Raw genomic sequence first — 18,823 nt, forward strand, 5'->3', positions numbered from 1 at the left:
GTTTAGACGCGGGAACGAACTACTCCGGGGCAATGAGTCGCGGCCCCGAACTGATAATCACGGAGAAGGACAACGCCGCCCGGCGGATCGCCGAGATCCTGAGCGGCGGCTCCGCGACGGCGGAGCGGAAGAACGACGTCAACGTGTACAAGTGGGGCGGCAAGCGGTGTATCGGGCTCTCGGGACACGTCGTCGGGGTCGACTTCCCGCCGGAGTACAGCGACTGGCGCGACGTCGAGCCCGTCGAGTTGATCGACGCGCCGGTCCGCAAGACGCCGACCCAGGAGGGGATCGTGAGCGCGCTCCGGACGATCGCGCGAAACGCCTCGCGGGTCACCATCGCCACCGACTACGACCGCGAGGGCGAGCTCATCGGCAAGGAGGCCTACGAGCTGGTCCGCGAGGTGAACGAGGACGCGCCGATCGACCGCGTGCGGTTCTCCTCGATCACCGAGCGCGAGGTGAAAGAGGCCTTCGCGGACCCCGACGACCTCGACTTCGACCTCGCGGCCGCCGGCGAGGCCCGCCAGGTGATCGACCTGACGTGGGGGGCGGCGCTCACGCGCTTCCTCTCCCTGTCCGCCCGCCAGCTCGGCAACGACTTCATCTCGGTCGGACGGGTCCAGGGGCCGACGCTCAAGCTGATCGTCGACCGCGAACGCGAGATCCGCGCGTTCGACCCGGAGGCGTACTGGGAGCTGTACGGCGACCTCTCGAAGGCCGGCGGCGACCCCTTCGAGGCGCAGTACTTCTTCGAGAACGACGTCGGCAACGAGGCCGAGCGGGTCTGGAACGGGTCGGTCGCCGACACGCTGACCGAGGCGCTCGCGGCCGCCGAGGACGCGGTCGTCGACGACGTGCGCCGCCGCACGCAGACCGACGACCCGCCGACCCCGTTCAACACGACCGCGTACATCCGCGCGGCGGGGTCGCTCGGCTACTCCGCCCAGCGCGCGATGTCCATCGCCGAGGAGCTGTACACCGCCGGCTACGTCACCTATCCGCGGACCGACAACACGGTGTACCCCGAGGACCTCGAGCCCCGCGAGTTGCTCGAGGCGCTGGAGGCGTCCGCGACCTTCGGCGAGGACGCCGCCTCGCTGCTCGAACTCGACGAGATCGAGCCCACCGAGGGCGACGAGGAGACCACCGACCACCCGCCGATCCACCCGACCGGCGACCTGCCCGGCGCGTCCGACCTCGACGACGACGAACGGGAGGTGTACGAGCTGATCGTCCGCCGCTTCCTGGCCACCTGCGCGCCGGCGGCCGAGTGGGAGCGGCTGCGCGTCGTCGCGCTCGCGAACGGCGAGGCGACCGCGATCGCGAGCGGGGCCGACCCGGTCGCCGCGCTCCGGAACCCGGCGGACGCCGAGGGGACCCCCGAGCTGGCCGCCGACGGCGGGCTCCGCCTGAAGGCGAACGGCAAGCGCCTGCTCGAGGCCGGCTACCACGAGGTGTACCCCTACCGCTCCAGCGACGAGCGGATCGTCCCGGACGTCGAGGTCGGCGAGAGCCTGACGCTTTCGGGCCGCCGGACGGAGGCCAAGGAGACCCAGCCGCCCCGCCGGTACGGCCAGTCGCGGCTGATCGAGGAGATGGAGAAACGCGGCGTGGGGACCAAAGCGACGAGACACCGCACCCTCGAGAAGCTGTACGACCGCGGGTACGTCGAGAGCGACCCGCCGCGGCCGACCCGGCTGGCGGAGTCGGTCGTCGAGGCCGCGGAGGGGTTCGCCGAACACGTCGTGAGCGAGGAGATGACCGCCCAGCTCGAACGCGACATGCGGGCGATCGCCGCGGGCGAGAAGGGGTACGACGAGGTGACCGCCGCCTCCCGCGAACTGCTCGAGCGCGTCTTCGATGACCTCACCGAGTCGCGCGAGGCGATCGGCGACCAGCTCCAGGAGTCGCTGAAGGCGGACAAGACGCTCGGGCCGTGTCCGGAGTGCGGCTCGGACCTCCTCGTCAGACAGTCGCGGGCGGGCTCGTACTTCGTGGGCTGTGACGGCTACCCCGACTGCGAGTACACCCTCCCGCTTCCCTCCACCGGGAAGCCGCTCATCCTCGAGGAGGCCTGCGAGGACCACGACCTCCACCACGTGAAGATGCTCGCCGGCCGGAAGACGTTCGTCCACGGCTGCCCGCGGTGTAAGGCCGACGCGGCCGACGAGGCGGACGACGAGGTGATCGGGGCGTGTCCCGAGTGCGGGGGGGGCGCGGCTTCGCCGCGGGACGGAGGCGGTGAAACCGCCGACGCCGGCGGGGAGCTCGCGATCAAGCGGCTCCGCTCGGGCTCCCGACTCGTCGGGTGTACGCGGTATCCCGACTGCGACTACTCGCTGCCGCTCCCCCGTCGCGGCGAGATCGAGGTGACCGAGGAAACCTGCGAGGAACACGACCTCCCGCATCTCCGGGTCCACTCGGGCGACGAGCCGTGGGAGCTCGGCTGTCCGATCTGTAACTACCGGGAGTTCCGCGCACGCGAGGAGGGATCGGAGCTACAGACCGTCGACGGGATCGGCGAGAAGACCGCCGAGAAGCTCCACGTCGCGGGGATCGAGGGGATCGACGAGCTCAAATCAGCCGATCCCGACGAGCTCGCCGGCGACGTCGACGGCGTGGGGGCCGACACCGTCCGCGACTGGCAGGCGAACGCGGACTGAACGGAACGGACGGGTCGGGGGTCGATCGACTACCCCCGAGGCAGCGTTCGAACGAACACGCATTCATATACGTCCGGACGTACTCCCTCCGGTATTCATGGCCCGCGAGGACGACGTCGCGCTCGTGCGGTCGCTCGTCGGAGCGATCCCGGCGGCGGCGCTCGCGTGTGAGCCCGGGAACCTCGCGATACGCGCCGTCAACGACGCGGCGACGGCGCTCCTCTCGCGGGACTCGTCCACGCTGACGCTGTCGGGGCTGTCGGACCTGGCCGTGTCGGGAACGACGATCGCGGGGGACCCGATCGAGGAGGTGTTCTCGAGGGTCTCCACGCGTGACGGATCCGTGAACGAGGGATCCGTCACTGCGGAGGTGGACGTCGAGGTCGACGGCGACACGCGACGGCTCCGTCTCCGCGCACACGCGACGACGCTCGCGGAACGGGAGTGGCTGATCGCGGTCGCGACCGACGTGACGCCGCGGGTTCGCGCCGAACGGGGGAACCGCTCGCGCGCTCGGACCCTCGACGCGGTCGCGTCGACGCTCCCGATGGCGCTGTTCCGATGTGACGCGCGCGGAACGATCAGTCGATGGAACGAACGAGCCGGCGAGGACACCGGCTACGACGCGGACGACCTCGACGGTCGCGCGTTCGCCGACCTGTTCGACGCCGACGGTCGGTCGGCCGTCTCCGACGGGTTGACGCGGGTCTATCGGGACGGGGCGGTCGCCGAGTGCGAGGCGACGCTCCTGACGCGCTCGGGCGAGGAGGTTCCCTACCGGCTGACGATGGGGCCGGTGACGGACGGTGAATCGGTCGTCGGGGCCGTCGTCCTCGGCGAGGACCGCACGGAGGAGTCGGTCCGCGAGGAGCGGCTCGCGGTGTTGACCCGGGTTCTCAGACACAACTTCCGGAACGAGCTCAACGTCGTGACCGGGTTCTCCGAACAGGCCCGGAACGCGGTCGAGGACCCGGAGCTGACCGAACAGCTCGACCGCGTGGTCGACACGGCGGGCCGCCTGCTCCACCTCGGCGAGACCGCCCGCAAGGTCGAGCGGCTCCTCGCCGAGCGGTCGGAGCCGGAACCGCTCCCGCTGTCACGTGTCGTGACGTCCGCGCTCGAATCGCTTCCCCCGCGGCTCCGCGAGTCGGCCGACGTCGACGTCGACGTCCCGCCCGGCATCACCGTCCTCGGGGTCGACCGGCTGCCGGACGCGATCGCCGAGCTCGTCGACAACGCGATCCGTCACGGGGACGCCGACCGGCCGAGCGTTCGGGTCTCGGCCGCCGAGCTCCCCAGCGAGTCGTGGGTCTCGCTCGTCGTCGCCGACGACGGTCCCGGGATCCCGCCGGCCGAACGGGCCGTGCTCACCGGCGAGGAGACGCAGTTGAAACACACGAGCGGTCTCGGGCTGTGGTACGTCCACTGGGTCGTCACCGCCGGCGGCGGCCGCCTCGACATCGCCGAGAGCAAGGACGGCGGGAGCCGGATCGAACTCAGCCTCCGGACGGCCGAGGCGGCGTGAGGTTCGCGGAGACGCTCACGTCCTCCGCCACCGATCACTCCCGAAGCCGGAGCTCGTCGCCGACCGTGACCCCGTCGGCCACCCCCGCGGGCAGTTCGACCACGGCGTCGGCCTTCCCGCGAGCGAGCCCGACGAACGGCGCGAGCCGCTTCACCCTCGTGACCTCCTCGTCGACGAGCCAGACGGCGTCGATCGCGAACGGGACGAAGAGCATGTGGAGCCAGCGCGTCTCCGCCTCCCCGAACGGGAACACGAGCGCGTAGTCGTCGGGGACCGACCGGCGGAACATCAGCCCGCGCGCCTGCGCGAGCCGGGAGCGGGCGACGTCGACGTCGCTCGCGAGGGTTCGCTCGTCGGTCGCGGCCGAATCCCGGTCGGGTCGATGGACGAGTCGCACGCCGATCCCGTCGTCGTCGGCCGGTAAATAGCCCGGTGGGTCGGGAAGCGACCTTACGCCGACTCGATCAGAAGCGGCGCGTCGTCGGGAACCGCCATGTCGAGGAGCGCGTCGTTCTCGTAGACCGCCGCGCGCTCGCGGCGGCTGAGGACGTACCCGTCGCGCTCGACTTCGATCTCGCGTTTCACCTCGCCGTGCGGGTCGACGATCTCGGCGACGACCTCGCCCGCCTCGACGAACTCCCCCTCCGTGGTTCGATAGCGGACGATCCCGGCCACGTCGGTGTGCGGGCCGTCGAACCGGCGGAGCTGGCCGTCCGGGTCGAGATCGAACTCGGGGTGTCGGTCGGCGGGTTTCTCGACCATCTCGAGCGCGTGAAGGACGTTCCACGTGCCGTCCGCGGCCGCCGCGGCGACGTCGCGCTCGACGACGAGCCGGCCGCCGAGCTCCGGGGTGAACGCGGGGATCCCGTCGGCGACTGCCGCCCCGGTGAGCGAGTGCTGGAGGTCGCGGGTCTCGGTCTCGCCGGGCGGATACTGGTTGACGACCGGCAGCCCGAACGCCTCGGTCAGCTCGACGAGCCGGTCGCGAAGCACCGCGGCGTCCGACACGCTCCGGTCCTCGCCGTAGGGGACTCGCGGCTGGATCGTGTACGGGTGCGTGGCGACCCACGACGTGTGTAACGAGACGATCGCGTCGGCCGTCCGCATGTCCTCGTATATCCGCTCGCAGATGACCTGTTGGACGCGGGGCGGGGCCTCCGAGCCGGCGTCGTCGCGGCCGAAATAGCGGTTGGGGTCGTCGTCGTGGTAGTAGGACGTCCGGACGTTTCTCCGGAACCCCGCGGGGTTCATCACCGGGAGACAGACGACCGCGCCCGCGAGCTCGGCGACGTCGACCCGCTCGGCGACTTCGTGTGTCACGGCCATCCCGGTCGGCTCGTCGCCGTGGATCGTCCCCGTCACCCACACCGTCGGGCCGGGATCGACGCCGTTGAGGACCGTCACCGGGAGTTTCTCCGATCCCCCGACGGGCAGGTCCGTGACCGCCCGATGGCCGGTCGCCGTCTCGCCCGGATCGGCCTCGGCCGTGCCGATCTTCATCGATTCTCCCCGTCGTGTCGTCGGTTTCCGCCGCGTCGATCCGTCATAACGGGTGGACCGAACGGCTCCGGAGACATGAGTGTACGTGCTCCGGCGAGCGGGCGCGCCGGCCGAGTCCGGCCCTCACTCAAGTTCGTCGGCCCACGGCCACGGTCGGTCCTCGCCCCACGGCCAGGAGTCCGTCGCCTTCATCCCGACGTCGTGGCCCTCCTCGATCGTCTCCTCTCTCACCGACTCCGGATCCCGACCCTCGATCTCCCGGTCCGTCTCGGCCAGCTTCGCGACCCCGGCCGCACACAGCACCGTCAGCTCCCGGAGGTCCCGAACGTCGAGCTTGTCGAGGGTGTCGCCGTGGGTGTGGCCCCATCCGCGGCCGCTGTCCTCGGCGGTCGAGCGACCCTGTCCGGCGGCGACGCCGCGCTGGACGAACGGCCAGTGGTCGCTGTGCGGACGGAGCCCGTCCTCGACGACGATCGGCACGTCGAACTCCTCTTCTACCTCCTCGAACGCCTCGCCGAGTCCCGACGCACCGTGCGGGTATATCTCGAGGTTCCGCGAGTAGCCCGCGCCGTCGACGTTGAGCACGCACTTCACGCGGTCGAGGTCGTGCGTGTGCGACCAGTAGTACGAGCCGTAGAGCCCGGTCTCCTCGGCCCCGAAGACGACGAGCCGTACCCGCGTCTCGAGCTCCTCCTCGATCGACGCGAGCACCCGACCCACGCCGACGACGAGCGCCGAGCCGAAGCCGTTGTCGTTCGCGCCGACCCCCACGTCGTGTGCGTCGACGTGGGCGGTGTACAACACCTCCTCGTCGGTGTCGGGGCCGACGACCGCCTCGACGTTCGCGGAGGTGGCCGGCTCGTTCCGCGCCTCGACCGAGAGCGTCGCCTCGACGCCGCGGTCGCCCTCGATCTCCCCGCAGTGACGCGTGAGCTGGCTGCCGAGCTCCTTGCTCAGTCCGACCGCCGGGATCGGTCCCGGGCCGTTCGTGTGGCCGATGTCGCCGGTCGGCGGGAGCGACCCCTCGATGTGGTTGTAAAACAGGAAGCCCTCCGCGCCCGACTCGGCCGCGTAGTCGTACTTCTCGCTGCGGTGGACCCACCGGCCGTAGTCGTCGGGGGTGAGACTCGACGCCATCGCGATACAGCCCGAGAGGTCGACGTCCTCGAAGTCCTCCGGGAGGCCGTACCCCATGTCGACGATCTCGCCGGTGACCTCGCCCGAGGGCGTCCCCGGCAGTTCGACGAGTTCGTGGCTCCCGCCGAAGGACAACGTTCGACCGTCGTGGTCGACGGTCAGGGAGGCCTCCCCGCGCCACCAGCCGGGGATCGGGAACTCCGTGGTCGAGACCTCGGAGAGGCCCGCCTCCTCGAAGGCGTCGGCCACGAGCGACGCCCCCGCGGCCTCCCCCTCGTGGCCGGGCATCCGGTCACCGAGGTCAGATAGGTCCGCGAGCAGCTCCCAGGCGGTCGAATCCGTGTACGCGTCACCGACGGTCTCGGACGGCAGCATTGTCATACGCTCGCACACAGGTGCTTCCGGTATATGAGTATACGGGGACGACGGCGGGATTGCCGGAAGATCACGGTCGACACGAGGCCGGTCGTCGGCCCGACCCCGAAGCTCCGATCGCCCGTCCGACCCGGGGAGTTATGTCGATCGCGTCGAAGCGGGCGTATGGAACCCTTCCTCGCCGTGGTCCTGATCGGGCTCCCCCTCGCGTGGCTCGTCGCGTTCGCGGCGTACGCGTACCTCGACGCGCCGAAACACGGCATGAACCCGCGGAAGTGGGCCGCGATCTCGTTTTTCCTCCCGCTCTTCGGCTTCTTCGCGTACCTCTTCGAGCGCGAGGAACGCGACTACGACCCCGAGGAGGACCCCTACGCACAGGGCGCGACCTTCGAGGTCCACGAGTCCAGACGCGGCGAGGAACTGCTCGACCCCGGCGGAAGGAGAGACGACGGCGATAGTGGAAGAGAAGCGAGTGACGGGAGCGACGCGGACGACGGGAGCGAGACCGACGACGAGTGGAACGACCCGCCGGGCGTCGACCTCTGAGCTCGGAACGTGTCGACCGGTCGGCCCCTCAAAGCAGGTCCAGAAGGGCCGCTCGGCGACGCTCGAGATCGAAGGCCGCGTTCGTGGCGTCGAGCCGGTCGAGGAAGGCGAGGACGTCGACGCCCGCCCGTTCGGCGTGCTCGACGAGCGCCTCGATGGACGCGCGGGACAGCGCGAACGACTCCAGGTGACCACACAGGAGCGCCAGCGTGACCCCCGCGTCGCCGTCGGGGAACGCCGGGTCGACCGCGGCGAGGTCGGGCGGCTCTCCCGCGACCGACTCGGCTTCGGCGTCGACCGCCGAAGCGACGCGGAGACACCGCGTACAGATCGCCGCCTCCTCGGCCGGTGCGTGTTCGCGAAGCTCCGGCGGCACGTCGAAGGCGACGACGGGGGCGGAACAGCGTGGACAGGCCATGGTCGTTGATCGATCGGAGTGAACGGGTAGAACGGGTAGAACGAGAACTGACGCGTCAGGTCGGTCAGTCGGCGGCTTCGGGCTCCTCGACCGCGGCCGCCGCGGCCGCCGCCTCGGCTTCGGCCTCCTCTTTCGCCTCCTCCTCCTCCTTTTTCGCCTTGATCTTCTTCAGCCGGAAGATCTCTTCGCGCTCCTGTTCCTCCAGCTTCTGTTCGATGTACTCCTGGTTCTCGTAGAGCTGTGGAAGCAGGGTGAACTCGAGAGCGTTGACGCGGCGTTTCGTCGTCTCGATCTCCTCCAACATCTTCTTCATCGCCGTCTCGACCTCGGCCGCGAGGATGACCGACTCGAGCAGCTCCTCGTAGGCGTCGGCGGCCTCGTCGATGCGCGCGGAGGAGCCGAGCAGGCCGTACCCGCGCTCGTCGAGGCTCTTTTTGACCTTCGAGGACTCGATCTGGGGGACGACGACGCCCATGATGTTCTTCGACTGGGTGGTGATCTCGGGGTGCTCTTTCAGCGCCGCGGCCGCGCCGCGGACGGCGACGTCGCCCTCCATCGCCCGGGCCATGTCGATCTTGCGCTGGGCGGTCTCGTAGTCGTCAGCCATGTCCGACCGGACGTCCTGTGCCTGGTCGAGGATGTCCATGAACTCCATGATGAGGCCGTCACGCTTCTGTTCGAGCGTGTCGTGACCCCGCTCGGAGAGCTCGATCCGGTCCTCGATCGCCATCAGGTTCTTCCGGGTCGGTTTGACGTCCTTGGCCATCGCTTGGGCGGACGTTCCGTGCCGATGGGGTTAATTCTTTTCAGACGCGGATCCCCGCGGCTCCGGATCGTTGAGGGACGGATCGTCGGGAAACGGGGGATCGCGCGCGTCCGACGGTCGGACGCGTGTGCCTCTGACGGCCGATCGCTCGCGGGTCGTCGGTCGGGGCCGCTGGCCCCCGATGAGAGGTCACCGGGAAGACGCCGGCGGTGACGCACGGAACGCGTCGGATCGCCGGGAACGTTCCCGAATGTCTCTCACCGAAGGGGACGAGCGGTATGTGTATATACCTCCGAGACCGTCACGGCGATTTCAGCCCGATTAAGCCGAGTTGAAGCCGACTCGACGGGATGGGGGACGGACTACGGCGACTGTGTGGATGCGAGCCGATCTGGTCCGGAAAAAACCCGCTCGCGGCTCAGTCCGCGGCTTCGACGACTTCGCGCTCGGAGTCGTCCTCGCGGTAGTACTCCTCGATGAACTCCTCGTCGACGCGGTTGAGTTCCTCCTTCGGCAGCATCGAAAGGAGGTCCCAGCCGATCTCCAGCGTCTCCTCGAGTTCGCGGTTCGTGTCGAAGCCCTGGTCGACGAACTCCGTCTCGAAGGCGTCCGCGAAGTCGAGGTACTTGTTGTCGCGCTCGGAGAGCGCCTCGCGGCCGACGATGTTCACGAGGTCACGGAGGTCCTCGCCCTCCGCGTACGCCGCGTACATCTGGTCGGAGACGCCGCCGTGGTCCGCGCGGGTGAGCCCCTCGCCGATGCCGTCGTCCATCAGCCGTGAGAGGCTGGGAAGCACGTTCACCGGCGGCTCGAGCCCCTGACTGTTGAGGTCGGGGTCGACGTAGATCTGCCCCTCCGTGATGTACCCGGTCAGGTCCGGGATCGGGTGGGTGTCGTCGTCGCCGGGCATCGTGAGGATCGGGATCTGCGTCACCGAGCCGTCACGACCCTGGATCCGGCCGGCGCGCTCGTACAGCTGCGCCAGGTCGGTGTACATGTATCCGGGGTAGCCACGCCGACCCGGAACCTCCTCGCGGGCCGCGCCGATCTCACGGAGCGCCTCGCAGTAGTTGGTCATGTCCGTGAGGATGACGAGCACGTGGTAGTCCTTCTCGAAGGCGAGGTACTCGGCGGTCGTCAGGACCATCCGCGGGGTGACCGTCCGCTCGACGGCGGGGTCGTCCGCGAGGTTCATGAAGACGACGGAGCGCTCCAACGCGCCGGTGCGCTCGAAGTCCTCCATGAACTCGTTGGCCTCCTCGGCCGTGATCCCCATCGCGCCGAAGATGACGGCGAACTCGGAGCCGTCCTCGTCGTCTCCCTCCTCCTCGGGCACGCTCGCCTGCCGGGCGATCTGCATCGCGAGCTGGCTGTGCGGTTGGCCCGAACTCGAGAAGATCGGGAGCTTCTGCCCGCGAACGAGGGTGTTCATGCCGTCGATGGCGGAGACGCCCGTCTCGATGAACTCCTCGGGGTATTCCCGGGAGTACGGGTTGATCGCCGCGCCGACGATGTCCTGTCGCTCCTCCGGGACGATCTCCGGGCCGTCGTCGATCGGCCGGCCGGAGCCGTCGAGCACCCGCCCGAGGAGGTCCTCGGTGACGGGCATCTTCATCGTCTCGCCCAGGAATCGGACGGACGCGTTCTGGTCGATGCCGGAGGTGCCCTCGAACACCTGGATGGCGACGACGCCCTCCGAGGATTCGAGCACCTGGCCGCGCAGCGTCTCCCCCTGTGCCGTCTCGATCTCGACGATCTCGTCGTAGCCGATGGCCTCGTCGACCTCGGCGTACACGAGGGGGCCGCTGATCTCGGTGATGGTTTGATACTCTTTCATGGTCAGTAGAGGCTCCGAAGCTCCTCGGTGATGTCCGCTTTCAGCTCCTCGACGTACTCCTCGTAGTCCTCCTGGACGCCGATCCGGTTGATCCGCGGGACCGACTCGATGTCGATGATCTCCTCGACGGGCACGCCGGCCTCCAGCGCGTCGAACGCCTCGTCGTTGAACGTCTCGATCGTCGTCAACATGAGGTACGTCTTCTCGGGCGGACAGTAGGTGTCCACCGGGTGGAAGGCGTTCTGCTGGAGGTACGCCTCACGCAGGTAGCGGGCGATCTCGAGGGTGAGCTGCTGGTCGTCCGGCAGCGCGTCCTTGCCGACCAGCTGGACGATCTCCTGGAGCTCGGTCTCCTCGTCGAGCACGTCGACGGCCCACTGGCGCTTCTCCGGCCAGTCCTCCTCGACGTTCTCCTGGAACCAGGGGTCGAGCTGGTTCTTGTACAGCGAGTACGACTCGTTCCAGTTGATCGACGGGAAGTGGCGGCGCTCCGCCAGGTCCGCGTCGAGCGCCCAGAACGTCTTCACGATACGCAGCGTGTTCTGGGTGACCGGCTCGGAGAAGTCGCCGCCGGGCGGGCTCACCGCGCCGATCGCGGAGACGGAGCCCTCCGTCCCGTTGACGTTCTCGAAGTAGCCGGCCCGCTCGTAGAACTGCGCCAGGCGGGCGGCGAGGTACGCGGGGTACCCCTCCTCGCCGGGCATCTCCTCGAGCCGCGAGGAGATCTCGCGCATCGCCTCCGCCCACCGCGAGGTGGAGTCGGCCATGAGCGCCACGTCGTAGCCCATGTCACGGTAGTACTCCGCGATCGTGATCCCCGTGTAGATACAGGATTCACGCGCCGCGACGGGCATGTTCGAGGTGTTCGCGATGAGCGAGGTCCGGGCCATGAGCGGGTTGCCGTTGGCCGGGTCCTCGAGCTCGGGGAAGTCCTCGATGACCTCGGTCATCTCGTTTCCGCGCTCGCCGCAGCCGACGTAGACGATGATGTCCGCGTCGGCGTACTTCGCGAGCTGGTGTTGGGTGACCGTCTTCCCGGACCCGAACGGTCCCGGGATCGCGGCCGTCCCGCCCTTCGCGATGGGGAACAGGCCGTCGAGGATCCGCTGTCCGGACACCAGCGGCGTCCGGGGCGTCTTCTTGTTCGCGGAGGGTCGGGGCTCGCGCACCGGCCACTCCTGGTGCATCGAGACCGACTCGCCGTTGTCGAGTTCGGCCACCGTCTCGGTCACGTCGAAGGACCCGGACTCGATCGAAGCGATCTCGGTCGTCTCGCCCTCCTCGAGGGCGTCCGGCGGCACCATGACCTTGTGGTCGATGGTGACCGTCTCCTCGACGATCCCGACGACGTCGCCGCGACCGACCTCGTCGCCGACTTCGACCGTGGGTTCGAACTCCCACTCCTTCTCGAGGTCGATGCCGGGCGCGTCGACCCCGCGGTCGAGGTAGGGGCTGCCCATCTTGCCCTCCAGCACGTCCAGGGGGCGCTGGACGCCGTCGTAGATGGCGTCCAACATCCCCGGACCAAGGTCGACCGACAGCGGCTCGCCCGTGTTCTCGACGGGTTCGCCGGGGCCGACCCCGGAGGTCTCCTCGTACACCTGAATGGTCGTGACGTTCCCTTCGATCTCGATCACTTCCCCCATGAGGCCTTCGTCGCCGACGTAGACGACGTCGTTCATGCGGGCGTCGAGGTCGCGGGCGCTCACGACCGGACCGCTCACGCTTTGGATGACACCGTCTCCGGTGGTCTCCGTGGATTCTGCTTTACTCATGTTAGTCGTCCTCCTCCATCAGGTCGATTCCGATGGCTCGTTTGATCTGGTCGCGGAGCCCGCCGCTGCCGGCGCCGCCTGCGCCGAGCGTCACGAGTACGGGCTCGATGCTCCCCTCGACCCGCTCGCGAGTCCCCCGCGAGAGGTGATCGAGGTCCGCGTCGTGCATCACGATGATACCGGTCGTCTCGTCCTCGAGCGTCCGTTCGACGGCGTCGTCGAGCCGCTCGTCCTTCTCGTCGTCCGGCACGTTCTCGAACTTGCGGACGCCGGCGAGCCGGAATCCGGTGGTGAACTCCGGGCTCCCGACGACGGCGATCTCCTGGCTCATGTTATCACCAGTTCGGATTCGATCTCGTCGGCCGACAGGCCGGCCTCCTTCCCGCGGGCGATGGCGCGGATGTTCTCCGTCTCCCGCTCCTTCGCGAGGATGTAGGAGATCACCGGCGTCACCGACACCGGGTGGATCGTCCCGAGCCGGTCGCCGTACGCCAACAACGCGGCGTCCGTCGCGTGCTCGAACGCGATCAGGCTGTCGACCTCCTCGAGTTCGCGCAGCGCCGGACCGAGCTCGTCGGCGTACTGGCTCTCCGCGATGTACTCGACGAGCTCGTCGACGTTCCGCGCGAGCCGGGCGAGCGTGTCACGGGTGAACAGCTCGCCCCCCTCGATGAAGTACTCCGCGGGGTCGATCTCCGCGCCCGAACGCGCGAGCCGGAGCGCGTTCGTCGCGTTCCGGAAGTCGACCTCCGCTTTGAGGAACGCCTCGTACTGCCGGATCGGCTCGCCGCCGGGCAGGTTCTCGAGGAGACGCTCGTAGAACGCGCGGTCGACCGCGTTCTCGAGGGGGACGAGGACGTCCGACTCCTCGAACTCCGCGTACGCCGCCCGTAAGGGCTCGCCGTAGATAGTGTCCTCGAGCGCCTCGACGACGGCCTCGATCGAGTCGGCCTCGAGCAGCCGCCGGATCCGACGGTCGTCGAACTCGCCGGCGCGGATGAGGTCGACCTCGATAGCCTCCTGGCTCGCGCCGGTGTAGACGCCGCGGATCACGGTCTTCACGTTCCACGCGTCGAACTTCCGGAGGTACCGGGCGATGAGGTCGTACAGGGAACCCTCGCTCCAGTCTAAGATCCCCTCGAACTGCTTCGCGAGGTTCGCGTTCAGCGCGTACTCGATGAGGTCGACGCCGCCGTGGCGGCTCCCCAGCGCGTTGACCTCCGTCTCGTAGCTCGATTCCTCCATGAACCGGGCGATCTCGGCTGGCGTCATCCGGACCAACTTGCGGTACTCCTCGTCCCCGTAGAGCTGGCCGCGGCGGGCGCGAACCCGCGCGACGACGAACTCCGGGTTCGAGCTGCCGGCGGCGCTCATTGGTCGAACAGTCGCTCCGAGACGTGTTTCAACTCGTCGTCCCAGACCGTCTCCAGGACCGAGTCGAACGTGTTGTTCACGCGGACGCGGGAGGTGTCGCTCTCGGCGACCACGCCGCCGAGACAGTCGACCTCGCCGTCGACCTGCGCGTTCCTATCCGCGACGAGCTCCTCGAGGAGTTCGACGTCCTCCGCGCGGGTGTAGACGGCGACGTCCGCGTCGTCGTCGAACTCCGCGAGGCTGGCGTCGAGGGCCGCCTCCGTCAGTTCGCGCCGGCGGTCGTCCTCGAGGCCGGCGATCGCCGCCTCGACGCCGTCGTACACGTCCTGGAGGACGTCACGACGCGCGCCGAGCCGCTCCTGTTTGGCCTCGAGCTTGGCCGAGGAGAGCGTCTGCTCGCGCTCCTGGTCGATCTGTCGGTCGACCTCGGCGAGCCGCTCCTCGCGGATGCGCTCGGCGTCGGCCTCCGCCTCGGCGACGATCTCCTCCGCCTCGGCCTCGGCGTCCTCGCGGATCTCCTCCGCACGCGCGCGGGCTTCGTCTCGAACGTCCTCAACGACGGTTTCCAAACTCATTGGTGTGAAAGGGGGTGCCGCTTAGACGATGAAGACGACGACGAGCGCGAGAATGACGATCGTCTCGGGAAGGACCGTCAGGATGAGCCCGTTGACGAAGAGGTCGTCGTCCTCGGCCATCGCGCCGACGGCAGCCGAACCGATACCTCGCTCCGCGTATCCCGCACCGAGGGCGGCGAGCCCGACGGCGAGCGCGGCCGCGGCGCTGGGGTCAGTGAGCGTTCCTCCGGTGGACAGTACGGCGTTCCCGAGTTCGTTGGTAGCTTCAAGCATTGGTAGTAGTTGCGGTTGCTCGTCTCCGAACAGTAGCTAGTTGCCGCCACAGTGGACATAAAGCTTCCCAAAACGACCGACGAGAACCCCCGCGAGGGGACTCAGAAGGGCGATAGAGTGCGCTCTGGGGAACCGAGCGAACGGGGCCGTTCGACCCCGAAACGGCGCGTGCTCCGGCTACTCCTCGGAGGTGTACTGCCGGTCGTACCCGAACGGCGTGTACGCGTCGCCGCCGCCCTCGTAGAAGTTCCCGAAGAACTCCACGTACTCGAGACGCACCGCCTGGATGCCGGCGGACGTGACCCCGAGCGCGAGGACGACGACGTGACCGACGATCGCCACGACGATCCCGCCGACGAGCGCGAGGACGCCGACGGCGCCGATCGACGCCGGATCGAACGCGGTCGTCATTCCCGCGAAGACCAACTCGTAGTCCTCGGGGTTGCTCCGCACGTACTCGAGGTAGTCGGCGCTGAAGATGAAGTGGAAGCTCCCCTCGCCGCTCTCGTCGATGTACGCCCCGAACGCGAGCAGGTTCACGGCGAGCGCCATCCCGCCCTTCGCGAGCAGCACCGCCATGATCCGGGCGTACGAGATGACGTTGACGATCGGCGAGAGCACCTCGGCGAGCTCCGGCGGCTCGCCGATCGCGAGCAGGACGACTCCGAGCGCGATGGCCACGATGGCGGCGTACCCGACCGCGACGGGGAAGCCGCCGAACGACACCGCGCCGAAGGTGAGTATCGAGAACGACTCGAAGAGGAAGTCCGGCTTCGGACCGGGGAGGTGCTGGCTGAAGATCCAGATCCACGCGCCGTTGAGGATCAGGAGCCACGAGCCGCCCTCGTACAGCGCGTGCTTCAGGTCGTGTTGCTGGTAGTTGCTCACGAACGAGAGGACGTGTCCCACGTTCAGGTGAGCGAGCCCGAACAGCACGCTGGCGACGAGGAACGACAGCGCCCAGTCGATGTCGGCGGGCGAGAGTCCCTTCCCGTCGACGGGCCAGTGGACGTCACCCGGCAGCAGCTGATAGGCGTGGTAGCCGAACACGTCGATGCCGAAGTAGATACCGAACAGGATCGTGAAGCCGCCGGCCCACAGCGCGACCGCGCCGAGCTCGCGGAACGTCCCCTCGTAGTTGCTGTATAGGAAGTAGCCGATCGCGGCGTAGAGGACGCCGTACCCCACGTCGCCGATCATGAAGCCGAACATGAGCGGGAACGTGAGGAAGACGAGGATCGTCGGGTCGAACTCCGTGTACTTCGGTCGCCCGAAGCCCTGAACGAGCAGCTCGAACGGCCCGGCCGCGTTCCCGTTCTCCTGGACGACCGGCGGGTCGTCGCTCCCGTGGGTCGCGTGGCCGCCGTCGGTGGCCGCCTCGCGCTCGGCGTCATCGTCTGCGGAGCCGGCACTCGTCGCGGAGTCGGTGGTCGCGGCCGCGGAGGCGCCGCCCGTCATCCCGCCGTCGGCGACCGCCTCGGTGTGGTGGTCGCCGTCCGGCGTGAACGAGGCACGCTCGAGCTCCTCGACCTCGGCGTGGTCGTCGACGGCGGCGGCGACGGCCGCCTCGAAGTCGGCGACCGTCGCGGTCGGGATCCATCCCTCCGCGATGAACGCGTTCTCGGTGGTCGCAAAGGAGAGCGGCGCCTGCTTCTTCTGTGCCTCGATGGTGAGCTGCTCTTCGGCGCGCAGGAGGAATCCCGCGGCCTCGGATCTCACCTCCGAGAGCTCGGCGTCGACCGCCTCGAGCTCCTCCTCGAGGTCCGCCTTCTCGCCCTCGAGCTCGGCGACGTAGTCGGCCGGGCTCGCGTCCGCGTCGGGCACCTCGAGGAACGCGACGTCGACCCCGACGAGCGCGTCCTGGAGGACGCCCTCCTCGGCCCCGTCGGCGGGCGCGGCGAACGCGGCCACGACGTTTCCGCCCGAGAAGACCTCGAAGGCGTCGACGCCGTCGGCCGCGCCGAGCGCCTCCTCGATCGCCCCGGGCTTCGCCTCGCCGACGACGACCTCGAGCGAGTCGTATCCGCCCAGGAGGTCGAGCTCGATGCCGAGGTCGGCGAACGGCTCCATCCGGTCGATCTCCTCCTGTCGGTCGCGTATCTCCGCTCTGAGGTCGTCGCGCCGGTCGTTGAGTTCGTTGACGCGCTCGCGGACCTCCTCGAGTTCGGCCGTGAGCGCGTCGTCTCCGAGTTTCCCCGGGCCGTCGGCGTCGTCCGCAGTGACGTCGAGGATGCTCTCGAGCGAGCGGACGGTGACGAGCCGCTCGTTGACCTCCTCGGCCCCCTCGAGCGAGGTGCCGGGTTCGAAGCCCTCGTAGCGGTCGTCGTAGTCGGTGACGTGGAGGGAGTGGTGGTCGTAGGCCGCCTCGATGACGTCGTCGATGACGCGCTTCGAGCCCGTCACCGACACCTTGCTCATTTGCTCCGGTCTAAGCGCCATTCATTCCTCCGTCTGCTGGCCCTTGACCGCCTCCTCGAACCGCTCGACCGCGTAGTCGACGGCGTCGTCGACCCGATCGCGGGCGGTCGATTCGAGCGCTTCGCGGTCCTCGCGCCCCTCGGCGAGGATCTCCTCGCGGCGTTCCTCGAGCTCCTCGCGGGCGGAATCCAGCCGAGCCTCGGCCTCGGCCGCCGCCTCCTCCTCGGCCTCGGCGCGGATCTCGTCCGCGCGCGATCTGGCCTCGGCGAGGCGCTCGTCGGCGTCCGATTCCGCCTCCGCGATGATCTCGTCCGCCTCCGTTTCAGCCTCCTTGATCCGGTCGAGCACCTCTGGTCTCGCCATTCTACTGATCGCGTGAACGTCCACGAGCGACGTATAAGGTGTTTGCGGAACCGCTCGGCGAGCCGGCGGAGAACGGCGAGCGCGGTGGAACGGCTGACCCGCCGGCTCGCCGCCTACATTTAAGTAGGAGTCGCCGGACCCTGACGGTATGGCAACGGTGTATGCGGTCGCGTCGGCGAAGGGTGGCGTCGGGAAGACCACCACGACCGCGGCGATAGCGACGGTCCTCGCGGAGTCGGGCGCGGACGTCGTCGCGATCGACGCCGACGTGGGAATGGCGAACCTCGCCGACGCGCTGGGGATGGTCCCCGGCGAGACGACGGTCCACGACGTGCTCGCCGGGCGTGCGGACCCGAGCGAGGCCGTCCACGACGGGCCCGCCGGGCTGCGGGTCGTGCCGGGCGACCCCGACCTCGACGCGTACGCGGCCGCCGATCCCGCCGAGCTCGCCGGCGTCGTCGAGGCGTTCGCGGACGCCGACTACGTGTTCCTCGACGGGGGCGCGGGGCTCTCCCACGACTCGACGCTCCCCATCGGGTTGGCCGACGAGACGCTTCTCGTCTCCACGCCCGACCGGAGCGCGCTCGGCGACACGGAGAAGACCCGACAGCTCGCGGAGCGGATCGGCGGCCACGTCGCCGGCGCGGCGATCACCCGCGTCGGCGGCGACGAGGACGAGTCGGAGGGGCTCGCCGACGAGGGCGAAGCGGAGGACCTCGACGACGCGAGCGGGATGGCCGACCAGGACGACCCGGCCGTCGACATCGTCGACGAGATCCTCGCGACGGAGGTGCTCGCACGGATCCCCGAGGACCCGGCGGTCGCCCGAGCGAGCACGGCCGGAGAGCCGCTGACGACGTTCGATCCGAACGCACCGGCGAGCTGCGCGTACCGCGAACTGGTCCGGACGCTGGCCGGCGTCGACGTCGCGGAGCCGGAGGGGCGAGCGGAATCGGAAACCGAAGCGGACTCCGAAACCGAAGCAGCACCCGAAACCGAAGCGGACACCGAAACCGAAGCAGCACCCGAAACCGAAGCGGACACCGAAACCGAAGCAGCACCCGAAACCGAAGCGGAATCGGAAGCGGACGCGAAAACGGAGTCGGAAGCGGATTCGGGTGGGAGATCGGATGCGGAGGTCGAACGGGGGATCGATGAAGACACCGATGGCGACGACGACGCGGACGACGACATCATCGTCGCGGAGTCGGAGACGCTCGTCGAGGACGCCGAGGACGCCGGGAGCGACGTGGATGACGCGAGCGACGCGGACGA

Annotated in this window: 17 protein-coding genes; 4 read left to right on the plus strand and 13 right to left on the minus strand. The window is 69.0% G+C overall.

All coding sequences use genetic code 11. The features are described 5' to 3' along the window. Positions 1–32 precede the first annotated feature (32 nt). Positions 33–2,666, plus strand: a complete 2,634-nt coding sequence (locus F3H10_RS08305; protein ID WP_149784309.1) for a DNA topoisomerase I — start codon at positions 33–35, stop codon at positions 2,664–2,666. Between the two features lie 97 nt (positions 2,667–2,763). After that, positions 2,764–4,191, plus strand: coding sequence for a PAS domain-containing protein (locus tag F3H10_RS08310; RefSeq protein WP_149784310.1), 1,428 nt, complete (start codon positions 2,764–2,766; stop codon positions 4,189–4,191). A 34-nt stretch (positions 4,192–4,225) separates the two neighbouring features. On the opposite strand, the gene F3H10_RS08315 is transcribed toward F3H10_RS08310, so the two are convergent. The 3 genes from F3H10_RS08315 to F3H10_RS08325 all read right to left on the minus strand — a co-directional run bounded on the left by F3H10_RS08315 (position 4,226) and on the right by F3H10_RS08325 (position 7,209). Beyond that, entirely contained in the window at positions 4,226–4,588 is a 363-nt protein-coding gene (locus F3H10_RS08315; RefSeq protein ID WP_149784311.1) for a DUF192 domain-containing protein, read from the minus strand. Positions 4,589–4,641: 53 nt separating this feature from the next. Continuing rightward, positions 4,642–5,691: a succinylglutamate desuccinylase/aspartoacylase family protein gene (locus tag F3H10_RS08320; protein ID WP_149784312.1), complete on the minus strand. Its 1,050-nt coding sequence runs from the start codon at positions 5,689–5,691 to the stop codon at positions 4,642–4,644. Positions 5,692–5,814: 123 nt separating this feature from the next. Next, positions 5,815–7,209 (minus strand): M28 family peptidase, encoded by a 1,395-nt coding sequence (locus F3H10_RS08325; RefSeq protein WP_149784313.1) that lies wholly within the window; start codon positions 7,207–7,209, stop codon positions 5,815–5,817. 159 nt (positions 7,210–7,368) lie between these two features. Between F3H10_RS08325 and F3H10_RS08330 the strand changes: the two genes are divergently transcribed. Next, positions 7,369–7,749: a PLD nuclease N-terminal domain-containing protein gene (locus F3H10_RS08330; protein WP_149784314.1), complete on the plus strand. Its 381-nt coding sequence runs from the start codon at positions 7,369–7,371 to the stop codon at positions 7,747–7,749. Positions 7,750–7,777: 28 nt separating this feature from the next. Here the strand turns inward: F3H10_RS08330 and F3H10_RS08335 are convergent, their stop codons facing one another. The 10 genes from F3H10_RS08335 to ahaH all read right to left on the minus strand — a co-directional run bounded on the left by F3H10_RS08335 (position 7,778) and on the right by ahaH (position 17,548). Beyond that, positions 7,778–8,167, minus strand: a complete 390-nt coding sequence (locus F3H10_RS08335; protein ID WP_149784315.1) for a DUF6276 family protein — start codon at positions 8,165–8,167, stop codon at positions 7,778–7,780. 64 nt (positions 8,168–8,231) lie between these two features. After that, positions 8,232–8,933, minus strand: a complete 702-nt coding sequence (locus tag F3H10_RS08340; protein ID WP_149784316.1) for a V-type ATP synthase subunit D — start codon at positions 8,931–8,933, stop codon at positions 8,232–8,234. 418 nt (positions 8,934–9,351) lie between these two features. Then, positions 9,352–10,770, minus strand: a complete 1,419-nt coding sequence (locus F3H10_RS08345; protein WP_149784317.1) for a V-type ATP synthase subunit B — start codon at positions 10,768–10,770, stop codon at positions 9,352–9,354. A gap of 2 nt (positions 10,771–10,772) precedes the next feature. Continuing rightward, on the minus strand, positions 10,773–12,545 hold the full coding sequence (locus tag F3H10_RS08350) for an ATP synthase subunit A (protein ID WP_149784318.1): 1,773 nt from the start codon (positions 12,543–12,545) through the stop codon (positions 10,773–10,775). A gap of 1 nt (position 12,546) precedes the next feature. After that, positions 12,547–12,876 carry a V-type ATP synthase subunit F gene (locus F3H10_RS08355; RefSeq protein ID WP_149784319.1) on the minus strand — a complete coding sequence of 110 codons (330 nt, stop codon included), beginning with the start codon at positions 12,874–12,876 and terminating at the stop codon, positions 12,547–12,549. Further along, the gene (locus F3H10_RS08360; RefSeq protein WP_149784320.1) at positions 12,873–13,919 is read right to left on the minus strand and encodes a V-type ATP synthase subunit C; all 1,047 of its coding nucleotides are present in this window, start codon (positions 13,917–13,919) and stop codon (positions 12,873–12,875) included. The genes F3H10_RS08355 and F3H10_RS08360 overlap by 4 nt, the downstream gene beginning before the upstream one ends. Next, a complete protein-coding gene (locus F3H10_RS08365; protein WP_149784321.1) occupies positions 13,916–14,494 on the minus strand; it encodes a V-type ATP synthase subunit E in 579 nt (192 codons plus the stop codon). The genes F3H10_RS08360 and F3H10_RS08365 overlap by 4 nt, the downstream gene beginning before the upstream one ends. 21 nt (positions 14,495–14,515) lie before the next feature. Further along, positions 14,516–14,767 (minus strand): hypothetical protein, encoded by a 252-nt coding sequence (locus F3H10_RS08370; protein ID WP_127116581.1) that lies wholly within the window; start codon positions 14,765–14,767, stop codon positions 14,516–14,518. 177 nt (positions 14,768–14,944) lie between these two features. Further along, on the minus strand, positions 14,945–17,185 hold the full coding sequence (locus tag F3H10_RS08375) for a V-type ATP synthase subunit I (protein WP_149784332.1): 2,241 nt from the start codon (positions 17,183–17,185) through the stop codon (positions 14,945–14,947). A 21-nt stretch (positions 17,186–17,206) separates the two neighbouring features. Beyond that, a complete protein-coding gene (ahaH, locus tag F3H10_RS08380; RefSeq protein WP_149784322.1) occupies positions 17,207–17,548 on the minus strand; it encodes an ATP synthase archaeal subunit H in 342 nt (113 codons plus the stop codon). Between the two features lie 148 nt (positions 17,549–17,696). Between ahaH and F3H10_RS08385 the strand changes: the two genes are divergently transcribed. Then, positions 17,697–18,823: nucleotide-binding protein (locus tag F3H10_RS08385; protein WP_149784323.1), on the plus strand; the 1,127-nt coding region annotated here is incomplete at its 3' end.

Origin of the sequence: Halorubrum aquaticum (assembly GCF_900113615.1) — an archaeon.
In the GTDB taxonomy this organism is placed as follows: Archaea; Halobacteriota; Halobacteria; order Halobacteriales; family Haloferacaceae; genus Halorubrum; species Halorubrum aquaticum.